Raw genomic sequence first — 20,343 nt, 5'->3', positions numbered from 1 at the left:
TGGACGGGTTTGGCGAACAACGGGGTCAGGCGACGACAGCCGCCTCGCGCCCCTTGGTCAGTTCGACCCTCCGACGCTCGATACGACAAGGTCGATGAGCTTCTCAAGTTCCGGCCGCGCATAGTTGGACATGCCGCCGGTCGCGTCGAGAACTACCGACTCGTCGTCCCAGTGAGCAGTGACCTTCATCTTCACCGTGTACTGCGCCTGCCCCACTGGCGGGTTGGTCACGTCGAACTGCACATCGACCTTCCGAATGCCCGACAGCGGCCGAATGCAGCTAGCCGTGGCGGGCGCCGCCAAGTCCTGGTCGTCAGGCCTTAGAACCTCAGCCAGGCCGAACACTCCGCCCTTGACCCAGTAGAACTTGTACAGAACGCCACCGACAGGGCAGCCGCCGTCTCTCTTGATGCCGAAAAAGGCATCGGGCGCACCCGCGATCACAGCGGTGAGTGCATGTGCCACTGCACGCGCCTGGGCTTCGGTCAGCGGCCCGGTGAGGTCGACTGACCGGTGTATGGCATCCCAGACGCCTTGGAACGGGCTGGGCTCTTCACTCATGGCGACGACCTTAACGTGCGCGCTGCGGACGGAGCGGGGTCCGGCCCCGTAACGCAAAACGGCCCCGACCGAGTCATACCTGGTCGGGGCCGCTTTCACGCTGTCGGGGTGGCGGGATTCGAACCCACGACCTCTTCGTCCCGAACGAAGCACGCTACCAAGCTGCGCCACACCCCGTGTGAAGCCACGACAGCGTATCGCACCGTCCCTCCGGTCACCCAAACGCGCTGGGTGTTCCGGCGCGACCGGGTGGTCCGACTAAGGGACCGCCCCGGCGACCGCCGGGGTACAGGTATGAGAAGTGCCCGCCTTTGAGCGACAAGCCTGTCGCTCAAAGGCGGGCAAACTCCACCTGACCGAGGCCCAGCTCACTAGTGCCGAACAGCATGAAACGCCCCACATTCCGGCGCGGGGAGCTGAAAACACAGCCGCATTTAGGCAGACTGGCTAATAACCTCTGAATGCAAGGGAGTCAGATCATGACGCTGTTGGGCGGCGCGGTGTATGCCGGGTTCTTCGCTCTGGCTGCGCTGTGGCTGGCGGCCACCAACCCCGACACCGCCGAAGAGCGGGTTCACGCGAACGCAAAGCCGCAGAACCTCTCGAGCTGAGTCAACGAGCCGACACGGACGGCTGCGTGGAGCCGCGGGTCAGCCGCGAGTCGTCGCCGCCGGTCGGTGCGGCCACCAGGGTCAGCAGGGTGGCCTCCGGGCGGCAGGCGAACCGCACCGGTGCAAACGGCGAGGTGCCGATTCCGGCCGAGACGTGCAGGCGCATGTGGCCGCCCCACTGCGACGGTCCCTTGACCCGCGAGCGGTCCAGGCCGCAATTGGTCACCAGCGCGCCGTAGAACGGAACACAGAGCTGCCCGCCGTGGGTGTGCCCGGCCATCACCAGCTGGTAGCCGTCGCCGGCGAAGCGGTCCAGGACCCGCGGCTCGGGCGAATGGGTGAGCCCCAGCCGCAGATCGGCGGTCAGGTCGGCCGGTCCGGCGATGGTGTCGTAGCGGTCCCGAGCGATGTGCGGGTCGTCGACGCCGGCCGCGGAGATCCGATGGCCGGCCACGTCGAACTCGCGACGGTTGTGGGTCAGATCCAGCCAGCCTCGCTCGGTGAACGCGGCCCGCAGATCCTGCCACGGCAGCGGGGCCCCGTGGACGCGATGGGTGGGCTTGGTCAGGTACTTCGCCGGGTTCTTCAGCCGCGGCCCGAAGTAGTCGTTGCTGCCGAACACGAACACGCCCGGCACCGACAGCAGATCACCGAGGGCCTGCACCACCGCCGGCACCGCCTTGGGGTGGGCCAGGTTATCGCCGGTGTTGACCACCAGGTCCGGCTCCAAGCGCACCAGACTCCGTAGCCAGGCCTGCTTGCGGCGCTGCCCGGGCCGCATGTGGATGTCGCTGATGTGCAGCACCCGCAGCGGCGACGAGCCCGGCGCCAGCACCGGCATCGTCGCCTCACGCACCACGAACGCGTTGCGCTCGATGATCGCGCCGTAGCCGATGGCGAGTGCCGCCGGCCCGAGCGCCGCCGAGGCGGCGACGACGGACCGGGTCAGAGCAGGGGATGCAGCCATGCGCTCCAGACTACTGCCCCCGCAGCAGACGGCCTGCGGTTACGGGGGTAAGGGCACCCCGGGCGGCGGCGGTGGCAGCAGCGGGATGGTGATCGGCGGCAGCCCCGGTATCTCCACCACCGTCGAGCCCACCGGCCCCGGCGGAGGCATGCCCTCCGGCGGCGGTGGGGGTGGCGGCGGGATGCCGTTGCTGACCTCGATGGTGATGATCGAGCCGGGAATGGTCTGCCCACCCGGTGAGGTGCCCACGACCGCGCCGGAACGGGCGCTGCTGTTGACCCAGTTCGGCTGCTCGGCGACCTGGAACCCGGACTCCTTGAGCCGCTGGCGCGCGGCGTCGACGTCCAGCCCGACGACGCTGGGCACTCGCGAGTTGGGGCCGCCGTCGACGTAGCGCGGGTCGGTCGGCGGCATGATGACGTCGCCGAAGTTGGTGGCGATCGGCTTCATCGCCGCGAACCAGGTCCGGGCCGGCTCGTTGCCGCCGAACAGGTCTCCGTCCCCGCAGTGCCGCAGCGGCCACGAACACAGGTCCGACGGCGAGCTGGAGTCGTCGAAGATGTAGTTTGCCGCCGCGTAGCGGTTGGTGAAACCCATGAATCCCGACGACCGGTGCGCCTCGGTAGTGCCGGTCTTGCCGGCCATCGGCAGATCCCAGCCCACCGAACCCGCCGCGGACGCCGCTGTTCCGCCGCCCTGGATGTCCTTGCTCAACGCGTTGGCCAGCGTGTTCGCCAGGCCCTCGGGAATCACCCGGTCGCAGGTCTCGGTGGTGACGGCCACCTCGTTGCCGTTGCGGTCGAAGACCTTGTCGATCGGGTTCGGCGGGCACCACACGCCGCCGGAGGCCAGGGTGGCGGCGACGTTGGACAGCTCCAGCGCGTTCACCTCGATCGGGCCCAGCGTGAACGAACCCAGGTTCTGCCGTTTGACGAAGTCGGCCAGGCTCTCGGTGCTGTCCGGGTCGTAGTTGCGGGCGGTGCCCGGATCGGCGTAGGACCGCAGCCCCAGCTTGATCGCCATGTCCACGGTGCGCTCCACCCCGACCTGGGAGATCAGCTTTGCGAACGCGGTGTTGGGCGAGGTGGCCAGTGCGGTCGAGACGTTCATCGGCGACCGGTAGGGCGCGACGTTGACCACGCACCAGGTCTCCTTGGGGCAGCCCTTGGCGCCACCGCTGCCCATGCCCTTGGTCTGGAAACGGCCCGGCACGTCGAGCTCCGCGCTGATGCCCATGCCCATCTCCAGGGCGGCGGCCACCGTGAACGTCTTGAAGATGGACCCGGCCCCGTCGCCGACCAGTGAGAACGGTTGCGGCCGCATGGTTTCGCCGATGTCACCGTTGAGCCCGTAGGTGCGGTTGCTGGCCATGGCCAGCACCGGGTGCGCGTCACTGCCGGGCTTGATCACGCTCATCACGCTGGCGATGCCCTGCACGTTCGGGTTGGCGAAGTTGTCGATCGCCTGTTTGATCGGGTCCTGCACCTCGGGGTCCAGCGTGGTGTGGATCACGTAGCCGCCGCGGGCCACCTGTTCCTTGCTGATGCCCGCGCGTGACAGGTACTCCTGCACGTAGTCGCAGAAGAAGGCCCGGTCGCCGGCGGCGATGCAGCCGCGCGGCAACTCATTGGGCTGCGGCAGGATGCCGAGCGGCTCCGCTCTGGCTGCCCGCAGCGCGTCGGCCTGGTCGGGAAGGTTCTCGATCATGGTGTCCAGCACCAGGTTTCGCCGTGCCAGCGCGCCCTCGGGATTGGTGTAGGGGTTCAGCGCGCTGGTCGACTGCACCATCCCGGCCAGCAGTGCCGCCTGCTGCCAGTTCAGGTCCGCGGCGTCGACACCGAAGTAGGTCTGCGCGGCGTCCTGGATGCCGAACGAGTTGTTGCCGAACGACACCAGGTTCAGGTAGCGGGTCAGGATCTGCGGCTTGGTGAAGGTCCGGTCCAGGGTCAGTGCCATCCGGATCTCCCGGAGCTTGCGCGCGGGGGTGGTCTCGATCGCGGCGCGCTTCTCGGCGTCGGTCTGGGCCAGGACCAGCAACTGATAGTTCTTGATGTACTGCTGCTCGAGGGTGGACCCGCCGCGGGTGTCGAGGTCACCGGAGGCGTAGCCGGCCAGACCGGCCAGCGTGCCCTTCCAGTCCACCCCGCTGTGTTCGGCGAACCGCTTGTCCTCGATGGAGACGATCGCCAGCTTCATGGTGTCGGCGATCTTGTCGCTGGGAACCTCGAACCGGCGCTGCGAGTACAACCACGCGATCGTGTTGCCCTTGGCGTCGACCATGGTCGACACCGCCGGAACATCGCCGCTGACCAGTTGGGCCGACCCGTTGGCCACCACATCGGAGGCGCGGTTGGACATCAGGCCGATACCGCCGGCGATCGGGAACAGCAGCGCCGCCAGCAGCACAGCTGCGAGCAGGCAACACCCGGCCAGTTTGAGCACAGTTGGGCCGGTCGGGGGACGCTCCGACATGGCTAACACACTAGCGGTGGTCGCAAGCGCGGCGGAGTCGGGCGAAGCGGGCCACCGCCATCAGCCCAGCCCCCGGTGGCGGACGGCGCCCACGGAAGTCCCCAGTAGACCCCGAACCCGGCCTGGAGGGGCGCAGATCATGATCGGACTGCACGGTTGTCCCAAAAAAGGGGTGATCTACCTGTTGCGCAGACGCCACCTGACCACCTAACTTGGACATCAAGTGCGATTCAGGTAACACTGATGACACGATGTGGCGTAGATCGCATTAGTGGGTCGACGTTGATGTTGAATAGGTGGCTGCTGGGGCGGCCGGGACGGAGGATCGTCAGTGTCTGTTACACGGACAGCGGTTCACAACACCAACACACCAGCGGCACCAACCCCCCGAACAGTCTTGCGCGGCGTGCAGGACGAGGGCCGGATCGCCTGGGTCTCCAAGGCCGTATGCCGCGGGGCGGACCCCGACGAACTCTTCGTACGCGGTGCGGCACAACGCAAAGCGGCCGTGATCTGCCGGCACTGCCCGGTGGTGCTCGACTGCCTCGCCGACGCCCTGGACAACCGTGTCGAGTTCGGAGTGTGGGGCGGCATGACCGAGCGGCAACGCCGGGCGCTGCTCAAGCAGCACCCCGAGGTGACCTCCTGGCGGGAGTACTTCTCCGCCCAGCGCAAGCAGCGCGACGCCGGCTGACGCCAGCCTGAGTTCTCTTCAGCTTTTACTTCTACTTCGCCGCCAGCTGGTCGGCGATCGCGCCGAGTGCCTCCAGGTCGGAGACGTCGAACGGCAGTGACGGCACCCCCACGATGGGAACGCGCGGGTTCGCGCGGGTGAAGCGCGACAGCAGCCGAATCTCACGCTTGGCGGTGGCGCCGCGTTCGGCGTGAATCTGCAGGGCCGCGGTGGTCAGCGCCTTGGCCCCCTCGGACAGCGACTTGCCGGTCGGGATCTCCTGCAGCGTCTCAACGCCGTCGATGGCGCGCTCGATGGGCAGATCGCACAACATCGGGTGGGTGCGGTTGAGGATCAGACCGGCCAGCGGCATGTGCTCGCCTGCGAGCCGGTCGACGAAGAACGAGGCCTCTCGCAACGCGTCGGGCTCGGCCGCCGACACCACCACGAACTGGGTGCCGCGGCGCTTGAGCAGGTCGTAGGTGCGGTCGGCCTTCTCTCGGAAGCCGCCAAAGGTGGCGTCCAGAGACTGGACGAAATTAGCTGCGTCGGAAAGCATTTGAGAACCGAGCACGGTCGACAGGGCTTTCATCGCCAAGCCGAGCGCGCCCGCCACCAGCTTGCCGATACCCCGCCCGGGGCCCAGCAGCAGCTTCCACAGCCGGCTGTCCATGAAGCTGCCCAGCCGCTTCGGGGCGTCCAGGAAGTCCAGGGCGTTGCGCGACGGCGGGGTGTCGACCACCACCAGATCCCAGCGGTCCTCGGCGAGAAGCTGGCCGAGCTTCTCCATCGCCATGTACTCCTGCGTGCCGGAGAGCGAGGTGGCGACCGTTTGGTAGAACTGGTTGCCCAGGATCGCCTCCGCGCGCTCCGGGCCGGAGTACTGCGTCACCATCTCGTCGAAGGTGCGGCGCATGTCGAGCATCATCGCGTGCAACTGGCCCGGCACCTCCGCCGGCAGCGCCACCCGCTGCGGGGTGTTGCCCAGATCGTCGATGCCCAGCGCCTGCGCCAGCCGACGGGCCGGATCGATGGTCAGCACCACCACGGTGCGGCCGTATTCGGCGGCCCGCAACGCCATCGCCGCGGCGGTGGTGGTCTTGCCGACGCCGCCGGCGCCGCAGCACACCACCACGCGGTTGGCGGTGTCGGCCAGGATGGCGGCCATGTCCAGTGCCAGCGGCTTGCCGGCCGGATCGGGTGTCATCGAACCCCCTGTTGGGCGAGAATTTCGGAGAGCTCATAGAGGCTGCCGAGGTCGACCCCGTCGGCGATCGTCGGCAAATGCAGACGCGGGACGTCCAGCTGCTGCAACTGCTCGGCCGTCTCCGTCCGGGCGCTGATGCGGGTGGCGTGCTGGATGGTCTCGGTCAGCAGGCCGGCGAAGTCGTCGTCGGCCAGCGTGATCCCGGCCGCGGCCAGGCCCGCGCGGACCGCGTCGGCGTCGACGACGCCCTCGGCCGCCTTGGCCAGATCGGCGGGCTCCAGATGAGCGGGTATGTCGCGGTTGACGATCACGCTGCCGATCGGCAGATCCAGCTCGCGCAGCTCGTCGATGGCCTCGAGGGTCTCCTGCATCGGCAGGGACTCCAGCAGCGTCACCAGATGGATCGCGGTCTGATCGGAGTGCAGCAGCTTCACCACGCCGTCGGCCTGGGAGTGCACCGGGCCGCCCTTGGCCAGCTGTGACACCGCCTTGGTCACGTCGAGGAACCGGGCGATCCGGCCGGTCGGTGGCGCGTCGACCACGATCGCGTCGTACACCGGCTTCTTGTTCTTGTCCACCTGGATCACGTGGTACTTGATCTTGCCGGTGAGGATGACGTCCCGCAGGCCGGGCGCGATGGTGGTGGCGAACTCGACGGCGCCGACGCGCCGCATCGCCCGCCCGGCGATCCCCAGGTTGTAGAACAGGTCGAGGTATTCCAGGAACGCGGCCTCGATGTCCATCGCCAGCGCATCGACCTGCCCGCCGTCCTCGGCTGTCGCGACCTTGAGCGGCTCAATGGGCAGCGGCGGCACGTCGAAGAGTTGCGCAATGCCTTGGCGCTCTTCGACTTCCACCAGCAGCACCCGCCGTCCGCCGGCCGCCAGCGATAGCGCCAGCGCGGCCGCCACCGTCGTCTTGCCGGTACCGCCTTTGCCGGTCACGAAATGCAGCCGGGCCTTCGACAATCGCGAAGGCCAGCCGAGGATGGGCTCGCTGCTGGATGTGGCTGTCACCACTGCATGCTAACCAAGGGCTGGTTGGCGCTAGCGATAAGCTCGCTGCCATGAGTCAACGCACGGTCTGGGAGTACGCCACCGTCCCCTTGATCACGCACGCAACCAAGCAGATTCTGGACCAGTGGGGCGAGGACGGCTGGGAGTTGGTCTCGGTACTGCCCGGGCCGTCCGGTGAGCAGCTCATCGCCTTCCTGAAGCGCCCGAAATGAGCTGGCGGGCCCGGCTGGGCGAACTCGGGATCGACCTGCCCGAGGTGGTGGTGCCGCTGGCGGCCTATGTGCCGGCGGTCCGCACCGGCAACCTGGTCTACACCTCCGGTCAGCTCCCGATGGTCGGCGGCAAGTTGCCCCACACCGGCAAGGTGGGGGCCGACGTCAGTCCGGAGGACGGGCACGCGCTGGCCCGGATCTGTGCGCTCAACGCACTGGCCGCCGTCGATGCCCTGGTCGGCCTCGACACCGTGGCCCGGGTGGTCAAGGTGGTCGGGTTCGTCGCGTCGGCGCCGAACTTCAACGGGCAGCCCGCCGTGGTCAACGGCGCCTCTGAGTTGTTGGGCGAGGTGTTCGGCGACGCCGGCGTGCATGCCCGCTCGGCCGTCGGGGTGTCGGAGCTGCCGCTGGATGCGCCGGTCGAGGTGGAGTTGATATTGGAAGTCGGCTAGGCGTGTCACCGACCCATCCCGCCTACGGTCGGCTGCGACCGGTCACCGAGACCGCGTCGGTGCTGTTGGCCGACAACCCCGGCCTGATGACCCTGGAGGGCACCAACACCTGGGTGCTGAGCGGCCCCCGCAGCGACGAGGTGGTGATCGTCGACCCGGGACCCGACGATGACGAGCACATCAGCCGGCTCGCCGAGGTCGGCCGGATCGCGCTGGTGCTGATCAGCCACCGGCACTTCGATCACACCGACGGCATCGACAAGCTGGCCGACGCGGTCGGAGTGCCGGTGTACTCGGCGGGCAGCGGGTTTCAGCGCCGGCTCGGCGGCGGGTTGGTCGACGGTCAGGTGATCGATGCGGCCGGACTGCGCATCACCGTGTTCGCCACCCCGGGGCACACCGCCGACTCGCTGTCGTTCGTGCTGGACGACGCCGTGCTGACCGCCGACACCGTGCTGGGTCGCGGCACCACCGTCATCGACACCGAAGACGGCGACCTGGCTCACTACCTGGACTCACTGCGGCGGCTGCGCGGGTTGGGCGGGCGGACGGTGCTGCCCGGGCACGGACCGGAGCTGCCGAACATCGATGCGGTGGCCACCGGGTACCTGGCGCACCGTGAGCAGCGGCTGGATCAGGTGCGCTCCGCGCTGGCCGCGCTCGGCGACGACGCCACCGCACGTCAGGTCGTCGAACACGTCTACACCGACGTCGACGAGGAGCTGTGGGGCGCCGCCGAGTGGTCGGTGCAGGCCCAGTTGGACTACCTGCGGGGCTGAACTACCCCCAGGCTCGGCGGAACTACCGAGCGCTGTGCCGATGCTCGCTGCGGTTCGTCGCGCGAGCGCTCCTTACCTCGCTCGGCGGGCCAGCCGCTCCGAGTCGGAGATCAGCACGCTCTTGCCCTCCAGCCGGATCCATCCGCGGTGGGCGAAGTCGGCCAGGGCCTTGTTCACCGTCTCCCGGGATGCCCCGACCAGCTGGGCGATCTCCTCCTGGGTCAGGTCGTGGGTGACCCGCAGAGCGCCGCCCTCCTGAGTGCCGAACCGCTGCGCCAGCTGCAGCAGCTGCTTGGCGACCCGGCCGGGCACGTCGGTGAAGATCAGGTCGGCCAGGTTGTTGTTGGTGCGACGCAGCCGGCGGGCCAGCACTCGCAGCAGTTGCTCGGCGATCTCGGGCCGGTCGGAGATCCACGACCGCAGTGCGTCGCGGTCCATCGAGACCGCGCGCACCTCGGTGATGGTGGTGGCGCTGGAGGTCCGGGGCCCGGGGTCGAAGATCGACAACTCGCCGAACATGTCCGACGGGCCCATGATGGTCAGCAGGTTCTCCCGGCCGTCCGGCGACCGTCGGCCGATCTTCACTTTCCCGGAGACGATGATGTACAGCCGATCGCCGGGCTCTCCCTCCGCGAACACGGTGTGTCCGCGCGGAAAGTCCACGGGCTGAAGCTGCTTCGTCAGCGCGGCGACGGCGCTGGGCTCGACTCCCTGGAAGATTCCGGCCCTGGCCAGGATCTCGTCCACGTTGCCCCTTAGATGTTCTTGATGGAGGTTTGGAACGCGTAAACGCCGGCCTATACCCGGCTAGCAGTCTGAGTCTAGAGTCAGGCGTCAAGCGACTTTACAACGCTACACACGATTGGCACCCCGAGTCGGGGGAAACTGCGGATTCGTCCTCTCCACCCGGCTCAACCCGGTTTCGATGCGCTCCAACCCGACCGCTGCCAGCATCAGCAACGTGGGTATGGCGGTGATCAACAACCAGGACACAAGGTGTCAGTAAACATGGGCAAGGTCTCGTTGCGGTCACAAATTAGTACCCTGTCGGAGGTGACAGTGGACAAGCGCGCCCGGCCCGCGCGGATCGAGACCCGGACCGGGCTGGTCCGGCGCGCACGCCGGATGAATCGAACTCTCGCGCAGGCCTTTCCGGACGCCCACTGCGAGTTGGACTTCACCACGCCGTTGGAGCTGGCCGTGGCGACGGTGCTGTCGGCCCAGTGCACCGACGTGCGGGTCAACCTCACGACGCCGGCGCTGTTCGCCCGGTACCCCACCGCGCTGGACTACGCCCAGGCCGACCGCACCGAGTTGGAGGAGCTCATTCGGCCCACCGGCTTCTATCGGAACAAGACCACCTCGTTGATCAACCTGGGGCGCGCGCTCGTCGAACGGTTCGACGGAGAACTGCCCGACACGATGGACGAACTGGTGCGCCTGCCCGGGGTGGGCCGCAAGACCGCCAACGTGATTCTGGGCAACGCGTTCGGGATCCCGGGCATCACCGTCGACACCCACTTCGGGCGTTTGGTGCGGCGCTGGGCCTGGACCAGTGAGGAAGACCCGGTCAAGGTCGAGCACGCGGTCGGTGAGCTGATCGAGCGCAAGGAATGGACGCTGCTGTCCCACCGGGTGATCTTCCACGGCCGCCGGGTCTGCCACGCCCGCAAACCGGCCTGCGGCGTGTGTGTACTGGCCAAGGACTGCCCCTCGTTCGGAATCGGGCCCACCGACCTCATGGAGGCCGCCGCATTGGTCAAAGGCCCCGAGACCGAGCACCTGCTGGCTCTGGCCGGGCTGTAGCGGCCATCGAGTGGGAAAGTGTCGATGAGCAGTTCAACCCGGTGGACGGTGGCGGTGCTGGCGGTAACGGCCGCGCTGCTCACCGGACTGGTGACCGAGCTGCGCCGCGAGCCGGCCCCGATGCGGACCGGTCCGCACCGATCCAGCACCGCCGTCGACGCCGGGCCGGACCTGACCGCCCTGCGGGAGCGTGCCGCCCTGCCGCCCTGCCGGGTCGCTCCCGGCGATGCCGGCCCGACGGCGCTGCGCGGTGTCACCGTGGAATGCGCGGCCGACGGCGCACCCGTGGATGTGGCCGGGATGTTCGCCGGCCGGCGGGTGGTGCTGAACCTCTGGGCGTACTGGTGCGGGCCGTGCCGGGACGAGTTGCGGGCGTTCGCCGAGTACCAGCGCCGGGTCGGGCCGGCCGTGACGGTGGTGACGGTGCATCAGGACGACAACGAGGCCGCGGGGTTGGCCCTGCTGGCCGAGGTGGGGGTGCGGCTGCCCACCCTGCAGGACGGCCGGCGGAAGCTGGCGGCGGCGTTGCGGGTGCCCAACGTGATGCCCGCGACCGTGGTGCTGGCCGCGGACGGTAGCGTTGCCCGCATCCTGCCGCAGCCCTTCGCCACCGCTGAGGAGATTGCCGCCGCCGTCGAGGGCCGCGGGCGCTGACGTGGGCCCATCAGGATCAGGTACATCAGGATCCGGCACAGAGGGAGATGCGGTGAGCGCTGGCGATTCCAGGGCTCCGTCCTGGTTGCGCCCGCTGCTCGACAACGTCGAGAAGCTGCCGAAGGCATATCTGCACCGGCTGCCCGCCGACGTCCGCGCGATGATCACGGCTGCCAACGCCCAGGCGACCATCACCGGCACCAGGCGTGACGCCGCGGTGCTGGTGCTGTTCTCCGGGCCGCCGTCAGAGCCCCCGGGGTCCATACCGGAATCGGCGGACCTGCTGGTCACGGTGCGAGCCTCGACGCTGCGCCACCACGCCGGTCAGGCGGCGTTCCCGGGCGGTGCGGTCGATCCCGGCGACTCCGGACCGGTGCACACCGCGCTGCGGGAGGCCAACGAGGAGACCGGAATCGACCCGGGCCGGGTGTATCCGCTGGTCACGTTGGAGAAGGTGTTCATCGCCCCCTCGGGCTTTCAGGTGGTTCCGGTGCTGGCCTACTCCGAAGATCCCGGTCCGGTGACGGTGGTGGATCCGGCGGAGACGGCCGTGGTGGCCCGGGTTCCGGTCCGGGCGTTCATCAACCCCGAGAACCGGTTGATGGTTTACCGTGATGCGCGCAGCCGGCGTTGGGCCATGCCGGCGTTCCGGCTCAACGAGATGTTGGTCTGGGGGTTCACCGCCCAGGTGATCTCGGCGATGTTGGACGTGGCCGGCTGGGCGCAGCCCTGGGACACCACCGAGGTGCGCGGGCTGGACGAGGCCATGGCTTTGGTTGGAGGAGAACCTGGTGGAACGGGGATGACTGGGATATGACGTCGTCGCAGTGGCTGGACATCGCCGTCCTGGCGATCGCTTTCATTGCCGCAGTGTCCGGTTGGCGTTCCGGTGCGCTCGGCTCCCTGCTGTCGTTCGTCGGCGTGGCACTCGGTGCGATGGCCGGCGTGCTGCTGGCCCCGCACCTGATCGAGAACCTCTCCGGTCCGCGGCTGAAACTGTTCGCCGCACTCTTTCTGATCCTGGCCATGGTCGTCATCGGTGAAGTCGCCGGGGTGGTGCTGGGCCGGGCGGTGCGCGGAGCGATCCGCAGCCCCGGTGTCCGGGGAGTGGACTCCGTGGTCGGCGTGGTGCTGCAGTTGGCGGTGGTGATGATCGCGGCCTGGCTGTTGGCCACCCCGCTGACCGCGTCCGATCAACCCAACCTGGCCGCCGCGGTCAACGACTCACGAGTGCTGCGCCAGGTCGACGAGATCGCGCCGCGCTGGCTCAAGAATGTGCCGCGGCGGTTGTCGGCGGTGCTGGACGACTCCGGGCTGCCCGCGGTGCTGGAACCCTTCAGCCGGACCCCGATCGCCGCGGTGGACGCGCCGGACCCGGGGCTGGCCGCCAGCCCGGTGGTGGAGGCCACCGCACCGAGTGTGCTGCGGATCCGCGGCGTGGCGCCGAACTGCCAGAAAGTGCTGGAGGGCACCGGATTCGTGATCGCGCCCAACCGGGTGATGACCAACGCGCACGTGGTGGCCGGATCGGACAGTGTCGCCGTGGAGAGCGGCACCAAATCCTATGACGCCACGGTGATCTCCTTCGACCCCAAGGAAGACATCTCGATCCTGGCTGTGCCCGATCTGCCGTTGCCGCCGTTGACATTCGCCTCCTCGCCCGCCGAAGCTGACACCGACGCGCTGGTGTTGGGCTACCCCGGCGGCGGGGTCTTCGAGGCGACCCCGGCCCGAGTCCGTGACACGATCAACCTCGAAGGGCCGGACATCTACCGCAGCACGACCGTCACCCGTCGGGTCTACACGATCAGAGGCACTGTGCAGCAAGGCAATTCCGGCGGCCCCATGATCGACATGAACGGCCGGGTGCTTGGCGTGGTGTTCGGTGCCGCCGTCGACGACGCCGACACCGGGTTCGTGATGACCGCCGAGGAGGTGGCGAACCAGCTCGCCCGCGTCGCCGACACCCAGCCGGTCTCGACCCAGACCTGTGTCGGCGGGGAGTGAGCTGCGCCGCCGATGGTGGCTGCCTAGCCTCGTCGCAGAAACCGCATCAGGTGGTCGTTGACCGCCTCGGGCGCCTCCTCGTGGGCGAAATGCCCTGCGCCGGGCACGGTCACATACTCGCCGTGCGGCGCGTAGCGGCGGGTCTTGGCGACCGGATCCGCCAACACGTAGGGGTCTTCCTCGCCGCGTAGATGCAGCAGCGGGATGTTCAGGGTGCGCAGGTCGAGTGCCTTCATGAACCGCCGGCCCTCGGCGCGGAGCTGGCTGCGCACCGCCCAGCGCTGGTACTCCAGCGTGCAGTGCGCCGCCGATGGAATCCGGATCGCCGTGCGCAGGTGACCGATGGTTTCGGTGAAGTCCTGGCTCGCCTGCCACGTCGCACCGGCTCGACTGCGCACCAGGCGCTCGATCTCCGCGCCGCCATGCCGGGTCAGGGTGTGTTCCGGCCAGATCGGCACCTGGTAGCGCAACAGCCACGGCAGCAACGCCCGGCCCTGATCGGTGTTGGTCAGCGCCGAACGGCGCAGCGCGGCGGGGTGCGGCGAGCTGACCACGGCGATGTCGCGCACCAGTCGCGGGTGCAGCAGCGCGGTCGCCCAGCACACCAGGCCGCCGTCGGCGTGGCCGACCAGGGTCGCCGAAGAGTGCCCCAGGGCCCGGATGAGTCCGGCGGTGTCGCCGGCCAGGGTCCAGCCGTCGTAGCCGCGGGGCGGCTTGTCGCTGCCGCCGTAGCCGCGCAGGTCCACCGCGACCACCCGGCAGTCGCTGAGCCCGCGCAACTGGTGGCGCCAGGTCCACCAGAAGGAGCCGAACCCGTGCAGCAGCACGACCAGCGGCCGTGTCGTGGGCGGGCTTTCGGCGGCGTCCGTGCCGGGTTCCGCCTCGACGACATGGAAGCGAATGCCGTTGGCGTGGATGTCCCAATGCCGCCACGGCCCGTCGATGCGGGTGATCGACGGATCCGGTGGCGGCACTACCAGCCCGAGGGATCTGTGGTCGGCCTGCCGTCGTGGGCTCCCAGCGCCTGCGACGCCGACGGGCCGTGCAGGCGGTCCGGGTCGGGGCGCAGCGCGTCGCGGGTCTCCCGCACCGATTCGATGGTTTGGCGCGGGCCGCGGATGCGCCGAACCCGCAGGAACCCGAACAGTGCCAGCGCCACGGTCACCACCAGCATGATCCCGAACACGATGAGATAGGCGGCCCAGTCCTGCAGCCAGATATTGAGCAGCTCGGCGACGAAGAAGAAGAAAAAGAACGTGGAGTAGAACAGCACGACCAGGGCCGCGATGAAGAACACGCTGCCGGTCAGGCCCTTCTTGACGTCGCGGGTGATCTCGGCGCGGGCGAGCTCGACCTCCGCGCGCACCAGCGTCGACATCTGCGCCGTTGCGTCTTTGACCAGCGCACCCAGGGACGGGTCGGCGGGCAGGGCGTGCGGGTCGGTCAAGGGAATGGTCGCCAGGGTGTTGGGCACCCCGTTGCGGTCTGTCCTGGCTCCTCTGTTCGAGGCACGTTTTGCGTTCCTGCGATCGGCCTTGCTCACCGGCTGTCCTCCCGTTCGCTGTCGTCGCGGCTTAATGTTGCCATGCGGTAGCCGACCCGAGGAGCGACCCCGGTAAAGCTGCGGCCGATCTGGGCTGGACTCACGATAGGCTGTTTCTTTACCACCGAAGGTGGAGTTGATCGACGGGAGAACCTCTGTGCAGACCGCGCACCGCTGGTCGCTGCGTGCCATGACGGCGCTGCTGACATGGGCGGCCTGCGCCGGCCTGGCCGTGTTCGCCGTACCGGCGGCCCGGGTGGCTGCCGATGACAGGGTGCCGATGGGCGGCGGCGCCGGCATCGTCGTCGACGGCGACACCATGTGCACGCTGACCTCGATCGGCCACGACAAGACCGGTGCGCTGATCGGTTTCACCTCCGCGCACTGCGGCGGCCCGGGCGCCCAGGTCGCCGCCGAGGGCTCCGAGGGCAACGGCACGATCGGCCAGATGGTGGCCGGCAACGACAACCTGGACTACGCGGTGATCGAGTTCGACCCGAACAAGGTGACACCGGTGTCCAACTTCGGCGGCTTCGTCATCGGCGGCATCGGGCCGGACCCCATTTTCGGCCAGATCGCCTGCAAGCAGGGGCGCACCACCGGTAACTCCTGCGGTGTCACCTGGGGGCCGGGCCAGGACCCGGGCACCATCGTGATGCAGGTCTGCGGGCGCCCGGGTGACTCCGGCGGACCCGTCGTGGTGAACAACATGCTGGTCGGCATGATCCACGGGGCGTTCAGCGATGCGTTGCCGACCTGCGTGGTCAAGTACATCCCGTTGCACACCCCCGCGGTGGTTATGTCGATCAATGCGGTGCTGGGAGATATCAACGCCAACGACCGGCCGGGCGCGGGTTTCGTCCCGATCGGCTAGGCAGGCGATCGCAAGCGCGGCGGAGCCGGGCGCGGCGGGTCGCCGCATCGGCTAGGTCGCTAGTCGGCCGCCCGGATCGCGTCGAACACGCTGGGGTCCACCAGGGTTGAGGTGTCGCCGAGTTCGCGGCCGTCGGCGATATCGCGCAGCAGCCGTCGCATGATCTTGCCGCTGCGGGTCTTGGGCAGCTCCGGGACCACGTGCACGTTGCGGGGCTTGGCGATCGGCGAGATCTCCACGGTGACGCGCTCACGCAACTCGTCGACGATCGTGCCGCCCATGTCGCTGTGGGAGGCGGCCAGCACCACGAACGCGCAGATCCGTTGGCCGGTCTGCTCGTCCACGGCCCCGACCACGGCGGCCTCGGCCACCGCGGCGTGACTGACCAACGCGGACTCCACCTCGGCGGTGGAGATGCGATGCCCGGACACGTTCATCACGTCGTCGATCCGGCCGAGCACCCAGATGTCGCCGTCGGCGTCATAGCGCGCGCCGTCCCCGGCGAAGTACCAGCCCTGCTCGGCGAACCGCGACCAGTAGGTGTCGATGAAACGCTGTTCGTCACCCCAGATTCCGCGGGTCATCGACGGCCACGGCGCATCGATCACCAGGTATCCCGAGACCGGTTCCGCGCCAGCCTCATTCGGCGACAACAGATCGCCGTGGTCGTCGACGATGCGCGCCGAGATCCCGGGCAGCGGGGTCATCGCCGCGCCCGGCTTGGTTGCAGACACCCCGGGCAGCGGGCTGATCATCGTCGCGCCGGTCTCGGTCTGCCACCAGGTGTCGACCACCGGAACCGCGTCCTTGCCGATCACCCGCCGGTACCAGCGCCAGGCCTCCGGATTGATGGGCTCACCGACCGAACCCAGCAGCCGCAGACTGGACAGGTCGTGGGCGTCCGGAATCTCGCGGCCCCACTTCATGAACGTACGGATCAACGTGGGAGCGGTGTAATAGATTGTCACACCGTATTTTTCGATGATCTGGAAGTGCCGGTGCTGATCCGGGAACTCCGGGGTGCCCTCGTAGATCACCTCGGTGGCGCCGTTGGCCAGCGGCCCGTACACCGAATAGGTGTGGCCGGTGACCCACCCGACGTCGGCGGTGCACCAGAAAACGTCGGTGTCGGGCTTGAGGTCGAAGACGTAGTGGTGCGTGTAGGCGGACTGGGTCAGGTAGCCGCCGCTGGTGTGCAGGATGCCCTTCGGCTTACCGGTGGTGCCCGAGGTGTACAGCAGGAACAGCGGCTGCTCGGCCTCGAACGCCTCGCACGCGTGCTGCGGTGACGCCGGGTCCACCACGTCGTGCCACCACAGGTCGCGGTCCGGCGTCCAGGACACCTCGCCACCGGTGCGGCGCACCACCAGCACGTGCTCCACGGTTTCAGCCTCCGCGACCGCCTCGTCCACCGCGGGCTTCAGCGGTGCCGGGTGGCCGCGGCGGAACTGCCCGTCGGAGGTGATCACCAGCTTCGCCTGCGCGTCGTCAATGCGGGACCGCAGCGCATGCGCGGAGAAACCGGCGAACACCACGGTGTGCAACACGCCCAGCCGCGCGCACGCCAGCATCGCGATGACCGCTTCCGGGATCATCGGCAGATAGATCGCCACCCGGTCACCGGCGACCAGACCCAGCCCGGTCAGCGCGTTGGCCGCGCGGGAGACCTCCGCCTGCAACTCCGCGTAGGTGATGGTGCGGGTGTCCCCGTGCCCAAGCGACGGTCCCAGCTTCGCCTCTCCTTCGTCGAGGCTCGCTGAACCGCCGTGCCCAAGCGACGGTCCCAGCTTCGCCTCTCCTTCGTCGAGGCTCGCTGAACCGCCGTGCCCATGCGCCGGTCCCAGCTTCGCCTCTCCTTCGTCGAGGCTCGCTGAACCGCCGACCGGCTCGCCCTCCCAGTGAATCGCGACCCGATCGCCGTTGCCGGCCTCCACGTGGCGGTCCACGCAGTTGTAGGCGACGTTGAGCCGGCCGTCGGCGAACCAGCGGGCGAACGGAGGTCGGGAGTAGTCCAGCACCTCGGTGAACGGTGTCGACCAGCTCAGCCGGTTGGCCTGCTCGGCCCAGAACGCGAGCCGATCAGCCTCGGCCGCGCGGTACAGCTCCGGGCCGGCGTTGGCCTGGGCGATGAACTCGGCAGGCGGCGGGTACGACGGCTCTGACGCGGCGGGGGCGGTCTCCGGGTTGTGGCTCACCGTCAGGAGCCTAATCACCACGGCGGTAGTGTCACAGCCCGTGACCACACACCGGGACCCGCTGGCCCCGTTACTCGAATTGCCCGGCGTGGCCGAGGTCAGTGAGAAGGTCCGCGACGAGCTGGCCCGGGTCCATCGGCACAAGACCAATATGCGGGGCTGGCCGGTCAGTGCCGCGGAGGCGTCCCTGCGGGCGGCCCGGGCGTCGTCGGTGCTCGACGGCGGCCCCGCCGTCGTGGACGCGGCCGCGACCGACGATCCGGTGTTCGCCGGTGCCCTGCGGGTGGCGCAGGCCCTGGAGGGCGGGGAGACCTCTCTGGTCGAGGTCTGGCGTCGCGCCCCGCTGCAGGCCCTGGCCCGGCTGCACGTGTTGGCCGCGGCAGACCTTGTCGACGAGGAACGCCTCGGCCGCCCGGAGGGGGGAGCGGCGGTCGGCCGACGGCTGGAGATGCTGGCCGAGCTGGCCACCGGCGGCACCTCGGTGGCCGCGCCGGTGTTCGCCGCGGTGGTGCACGGCGAACTGTTGACGCTGGCGCCGTTCGGCAGCGCCGACGGTGTGGTGGCCCGGGGCGCCGCCCGGCTGGTGACGATCGCCAGCGGGCTGGACCGGCACGGGCTGGGGGTGCCCGAGGTGGCTTGGATGCGCAAGGCCGGTGAGTATCGCCGCGCGGCGGCGGATTTCGCGGGCGGTTCTGCCGAGGGCGTCACCGCGTGGATGATGCTGTGCTGCGACGCGCTGCACGCCGGTGCGCTGGATGCGCTGAAGATTGCTGAGGCGGGGCGCTGAAGGCTGATTCGATGCCACCCTTGAACGAACGAAGCGGGCGGCGTTCCGAATGATTCGGCCCGCCGCCCGCTAGTACGGTACACGGTTACCAAGCGTCCAACGTGGGCTGCGTGGGTGGCCTCGGCGCTCCTGCGGTGTTCTTCGGTCGCAACCCCACCCAAAGGGCTGCCGACACCGATCACGTTCCGCAATTACGCAGGCCCGCAACACTTCTGCCATCTTCGCGGCTGTGGCTCCGCGTGGGTACCGCTCTCCGTACTGGGAAGTGCGGCTTGGGAGATCGATCCTTCTCTTCCGGGTCGACCCTGGCCTTGCCGGCTTCCGTGCTTCCTTTGTACTACGTGACGCACGACACAGCAAGACCTAATCGCGAACGGCTTGTGGCGTGTCATCGGATTGTGACCGACGATGTTTGCTGGAGGCCGGGTCAGGACACCAGTCGGCGCAGCAGGGAGTAGGTCAGCGCCCCGGCGGCGAGTGCGCTGATGCCGACTGCGGCGGTGGTCGCCACCGCGGCGCCGGACGGCGCGGGGATGCGGTCGCGCAGCGACACCGGCCGGGAGAAGGTCAGCACCGGCCAACCGTTGGCGATCGCCTCCTTGCGCAGCGCGCGGTCGGGGTTCACCACGGAGGGGTGTCCCACCACCTGCAGCATCGGCAGGTCGGTGATCGAGTCCGAGTAGGCGTAGCAGTGCTCCAGCGGGTAGCCCTCGCGGGCGGCCAACTCGCGGATGGCCTGCACCTTGCCTTCGCCGTAGCAGTAGAACGCGATCTCGCCGGTGTACTTGCCGTCGGCGACCACCATGCGGGTCGCCATGGCGTGGGTGGCGCCCAGCGCCCGGGCGATGGGCGCCACGATCTCCTCCCCGGAGGCCGAGACCACCACCACGTCGCGACCGCAGAGTTTGTGGTCGGCGATCAGCTGGGCAGCCTCGGCGAACACCAGGGGCGTGACGATGTCGTGGATCGTCTCGTTGACGATCGCCTTGACCTGTTCCACGTTCCAACCGGTACACATGTTGGTCAGATGGGCACGCATCCGCTCCATCTGGTCATGGTCGGCGCCGGACAGCAGCATCAGGAACTGGGCGTAGCTCGACTTGAGCACGGTGCGCCGGTTGATCAGTCCCTGGTCCATAAAAGGTTTGCTGAAGGCCAGCGCGCTGGACTTCGCGATCACCGTGTGATCGAGGTCCAGGAAGGCGGCTGTGCGGGTTCGTGGGTCCCCGGAAGGGTCCGTCGCCGGCGTGGGTGGTGACTGCGGCTGCGGGGTGGATGCGGTCACCGCTACAGCATAGGTGCGGAGCGTCGGTCAACCCGGTGCTACGCCGGAAACAGCACTTCACACGCCGTTCGGGCTGAGGGGCCGGCATTTGGCGACAATACTTGCGCCGGACCACCCTCTCGTGTGTATAGTGGCATCACTCGGCTTATGCTGAGGGTGTATCGGCCCGACCCCCCGGGGTTGATACACGACGACCTCCGCCTCCTCCCCCCCTGGCGGGGGTCGTCTTTTTTAACCGGTAA

General features: G+C 68.7%; 21 protein-coding genes and 1 tRNA gene. 11 read left to right on the top strand and 11 right to left on the bottom strand.

Annotation, left to right across the window (positions count from 1 at the left end):
- Positions 1-57: 57 nt before the first annotated feature.
- Both AWC16_RS14685 and AWC16_RS14680 read right to left on the bottom strand, forming a co-directional pair.
- Positions 58-561 (bottom strand): hypothetical protein, encoded by a 504-nt coding sequence (locus AWC16_RS14685; RefSeq protein WP_133055947.1) that lies wholly within the window; start codon positions 559-561, stop codon positions 58-60.
- Between the two features lie 103 nt (positions 562-664).
- Positions 665-738: transfer RNA gene (locus tag AWC16_RS14680), tRNA-Pro, on the bottom strand.
- Positions 739-1,040: 302 nt separating this feature from the next.
- Here AWC16_RS14680 and AWC16_RS25585 point away from each other — a divergent pair.
- On the top strand, positions 1,041-1,172 hold the full coding sequence (locus tag AWC16_RS25585) for a hypothetical protein (RefSeq protein ID WP_264017240.1): 132 nt from the start codon (positions 1,041-1,043) through the stop codon (positions 1,170-1,172).
- A gap of 1 nt (position 1,173) precedes the next feature.
- Here the strand turns inward: AWC16_RS25585 and AWC16_RS14675 are convergent, their stop codons facing one another.
- A complete protein-coding gene (locus AWC16_RS14675) occupies positions 1,174-2,139 on the bottom strand; it encodes a metallophosphoesterase (protein WP_085265487.1) in 966 nt (321 codons plus the stop codon).
- A gap of 39 nt (positions 2,140-2,178) precedes the next feature.
- Complete coding sequence (gene ponA2 / locus AWC16_RS14670; protein ID WP_085265486.1) at positions 2,179-4,611, bottom strand: transglycosylase/D,D-transpeptidase PonA2; 2,433 nt, start codon at positions 4,609-4,611, stop codon at positions 2,179-2,181.
- A gap of 331 nt (positions 4,612-4,942) precedes the next feature.
- Here ponA2 and AWC16_RS14665 point away from each other — a divergent pair, with 331 nt between their 5' ends.
- Positions 4,943-5,305, top strand: coding sequence for a WhiB family transcriptional regulator (locus AWC16_RS14665; RefSeq protein WP_085265485.1), 363 nt, complete (start codon positions 4,943-4,945; stop codon positions 5,303-5,305).
- Positions 5,306-5,336: 31 nt separating this feature from the next.
- On the opposite strand, the gene bagB is transcribed toward AWC16_RS14665, so the two are convergent.
- Positions 5,337-6,491: an ArsA family ATPase gene (gene bagB / locus AWC16_RS14660; RefSeq protein ID WP_085265484.1), complete on the bottom strand. Its 1,155-nt coding sequence runs from the start codon at positions 6,489-6,491 to the stop codon at positions 5,337-5,339.
- Positions 6,488-7,510, bottom strand: coding sequence for an ATPase BagA (bagA, locus tag AWC16_RS14655; protein ID WP_085265483.1), 1,023 nt, complete (start codon positions 7,508-7,510; stop codon positions 6,488-6,490). The genes bagB and bagA overlap by 4 nt, the downstream gene beginning before the upstream one ends.
- Positions 7,511-7,557: 47 nt before the next feature.
- On the opposite strand from bagA, the gene AWC16_RS23535 reads away from it, so the two are divergent.
- Genes AWC16_RS23535 through AWC16_RS14645 form a run of 3 tightly spaced genes read left to right on the top strand, consistent with a single transcriptional unit; the run spans position 7,558 to position 8,950 of the window.
- The gene (locus tag AWC16_RS23535; RefSeq protein ID WP_109413488.1) at positions 7,558-7,719 is read left to right on the top strand and encodes a Sp36 family protein; all 162 of its coding nucleotides are present in this window, start codon (positions 7,558-7,560) and stop codon (positions 7,717-7,719) included.
- Positions 7,716-8,171 carry a RidA family protein gene (locus tag AWC16_RS14650; protein ID WP_085265482.1) on the top strand — a complete coding sequence of 152 codons (456 nt, stop codon included), beginning with the start codon at positions 7,716-7,718 and terminating at the stop codon, positions 8,169-8,171. Before AWC16_RS23535 ends, AWC16_RS14650 begins: the two co-directional genes overlap by 4 nt.
- 2 nt (positions 8,172-8,173) lie before the next feature.
- Positions 8,174-8,950 carry an MBL fold metallo-hydrolase gene (locus AWC16_RS14645; RefSeq protein WP_085265481.1) on the top strand — a complete coding sequence of 259 codons (777 nt, stop codon included), beginning with the start codon at positions 8,174-8,176 and terminating at the stop codon, positions 8,948-8,950.
- A gap of 72 nt (positions 8,951-9,022) precedes the next feature.
- Here the strand turns inward: AWC16_RS14645 and crp are convergent, their stop codons facing one another.
- Positions 9,023-9,697: a cAMP-activated global transcriptional regulator CRP gene (gene crp, locus AWC16_RS14640; RefSeq protein WP_013830875.1), complete on the bottom strand. Its 675-nt coding sequence runs from the start codon at positions 9,695-9,697 to the stop codon at positions 9,023-9,025.
- Positions 9,698-10,009: 312 nt separating this feature from the next.
- Here crp and nth point away from each other — a divergent pair, with 312 nt between their 5' ends.
- Genes nth through marP form a run of 4 tightly spaced genes read left to right on the top strand, consistent with a single transcriptional unit; the run spans position 10,010 to position 13,417 of the window.
- The gene (gene nth / locus AWC16_RS14635) at positions 10,010-10,756 is read left to right on the top strand and encodes an endonuclease III (RefSeq protein WP_085265563.1); all 747 of its coding nucleotides are present in this window, start codon (positions 10,010-10,012) and stop codon (positions 10,754-10,756) included.
- Between the two features lie 24 nt (positions 10,757-10,780).
- Positions 10,781-11,410: a TlpA family protein disulfide reductase gene (locus tag AWC16_RS14630; RefSeq protein ID WP_085265480.1), complete on the top strand. Its 630-nt coding sequence runs from the start codon at positions 10,781-10,783 to the stop codon at positions 11,408-11,410.
- A gap of 52 nt (positions 11,411-11,462) precedes the next feature.
- Positions 11,463-12,227, top strand: a complete 765-nt coding sequence (locus AWC16_RS14625; protein ID WP_085265479.1) for an NUDIX hydrolase — start codon at positions 11,463-11,465, stop codon at positions 12,225-12,227.
- Positions 12,224-13,417: an acid resistance serine protease MarP gene (gene marP, locus AWC16_RS14620; RefSeq protein ID WP_085265478.1), complete on the top strand. Its 1,194-nt coding sequence runs from the start codon at positions 12,224-12,226 to the stop codon at positions 13,415-13,417. The genes AWC16_RS14625 and marP overlap by 4 nt, the downstream gene beginning before the upstream one ends.
- A 23-nt stretch (positions 13,418-13,440) precedes the next feature.
- Here marP and AWC16_RS14615 read toward each other — a convergent pair whose 3' ends face one another.
- The gene (locus AWC16_RS14615; protein WP_085265477.1) at positions 13,441-14,391 is read right to left on the bottom strand and encodes an alpha/beta fold hydrolase; all 951 of its coding nucleotides are present in this window, start codon (positions 14,389-14,391) and stop codon (positions 13,441-13,443) included.
- On the bottom strand, positions 14,391-14,960 hold the full coding sequence (locus tag AWC16_RS14610) for a phage holin family protein (RefSeq protein WP_085265476.1): 570 nt from the start codon (positions 14,958-14,960) through the stop codon (positions 14,391-14,393). Before AWC16_RS14610 ends, AWC16_RS14615 begins: the two co-directional genes overlap by 1 nt.
- 157 nt (positions 14,961-15,117) lie before the next feature.
- On the opposite strand from AWC16_RS14610, the gene AWC16_RS14605 reads away from it, so the two are divergent.
- Positions 15,118-15,834 carry a chymotrypsin family serine protease gene (locus AWC16_RS14605; protein WP_085265475.1) on the top strand — a complete coding sequence of 239 codons (717 nt, stop codon included), beginning with the start codon at positions 15,118-15,120 and terminating at the stop codon, positions 15,832-15,834.
- A gap of 59 nt (positions 15,835-15,893) precedes the next feature.
- On the opposite strand, the gene acs is transcribed toward AWC16_RS14605, so the two are convergent.
- Positions 15,894-18,029: an acetate--CoA ligase gene (gene acs, locus AWC16_RS14600; RefSeq protein WP_234812281.1), complete on the bottom strand. Its 2,136-nt coding sequence runs from the start codon at positions 18,027-18,029 to the stop codon at positions 15,894-15,896.
- Positions 18,030-18,069: 40 nt separating this feature from the next.
- Between acs and AWC16_RS14590 the strand changes: the two genes are divergently transcribed.
- Positions 18,070-18,816, top strand: a complete 747-nt coding sequence (locus AWC16_RS14590; protein WP_085265562.1) for an oxidoreductase — start codon at positions 18,070-18,072, stop codon at positions 18,814-18,816.
- A gap of 427 nt (positions 18,817-19,243) precedes the next feature.
- On the opposite strand, the gene AWC16_RS14580 is transcribed toward AWC16_RS14590, so the two are convergent.
- A complete protein-coding gene (locus AWC16_RS14580; protein ID WP_085265474.1) occupies positions 19,244-20,101 on the bottom strand; it encodes an HAD-IB family hydrolase in 858 nt (285 codons plus the stop codon).
- Positions 20,102-20,343 lie beyond the last annotated feature (242 nt).

It is taken from the genome of Mycolicibacter longobardus, assembly GCF_002102265.1.
Classification (GTDB): Bacteria; Actinomycetota; Actinomycetes; order Mycobacteriales; family Mycobacteriaceae; genus Mycobacterium; species Mycobacterium longobardum.
This window is presented reverse-complemented; position numbering and strand designations above follow the sequence as displayed.

Excerpts from the sequence above, each read along its gene's own strand:
- marP (WP_085265478.1), top strand. The coding sequence starts at position 12,224 with ATGACGTCGTCGCAGTGGCTGGACATCGCCGTCCTGGCGATCGCTTTC.
- AWC16_RS23535 (WP_109413488.1), top strand. The coding sequence starts at position 7,558 with ATGAGTCAACGCACGGTCTGGGAGTACGCCACCGTCCCCTTGATCACG.
- AWC16_RS14675 (WP_085265487.1), bottom strand. The coding sequence starts at position 2,139 with ATGGCTGCATCCCCTGCTCTGACCCGGTCCGTCGTCGCCGCCTCGGCG.
- AWC16_RS14630 (WP_085265480.1), top strand. The coding sequence starts at position 10,781 with ATGAGCAGTTCAACCCGGTGGACGGTGGCGGTGCTGGCGGTAACGGCC.
- bagB (WP_085265484.1), bottom strand. The coding sequence starts at position 6,491 with ATGACACCCGATCCGGCCGGCAAGCCGCTGGCACTGGACATGGCCGCC.
- AWC16_RS25585 (WP_264017240.1), top strand. The coding sequence starts at position 1,041 with ATGACGCTGTTGGGCGGCGCGGTGTATGCCGGGTTCTTCGCTCTGGCT.
- AWC16_RS14685 (WP_133055947.1), bottom strand. The coding sequence starts at position 561 with ATGAGTGAAGAGCCCAGCCCGTTCCAAGGCGTCTGGGATGCCATACAC.
- ponA2 (WP_085265486.1), bottom strand. The coding sequence starts at position 4,611 with ATGTCGGAGCGTCCCCCGACCGGCCCAACTGTGCTCAAACTGGCCGGG.
- AWC16_RS14650 (WP_085265482.1), top strand. The coding sequence starts at position 7,716 with ATGAGCTGGCGGGCCCGGCTGGGCGAACTCGGGATCGACCTGCCCGAG.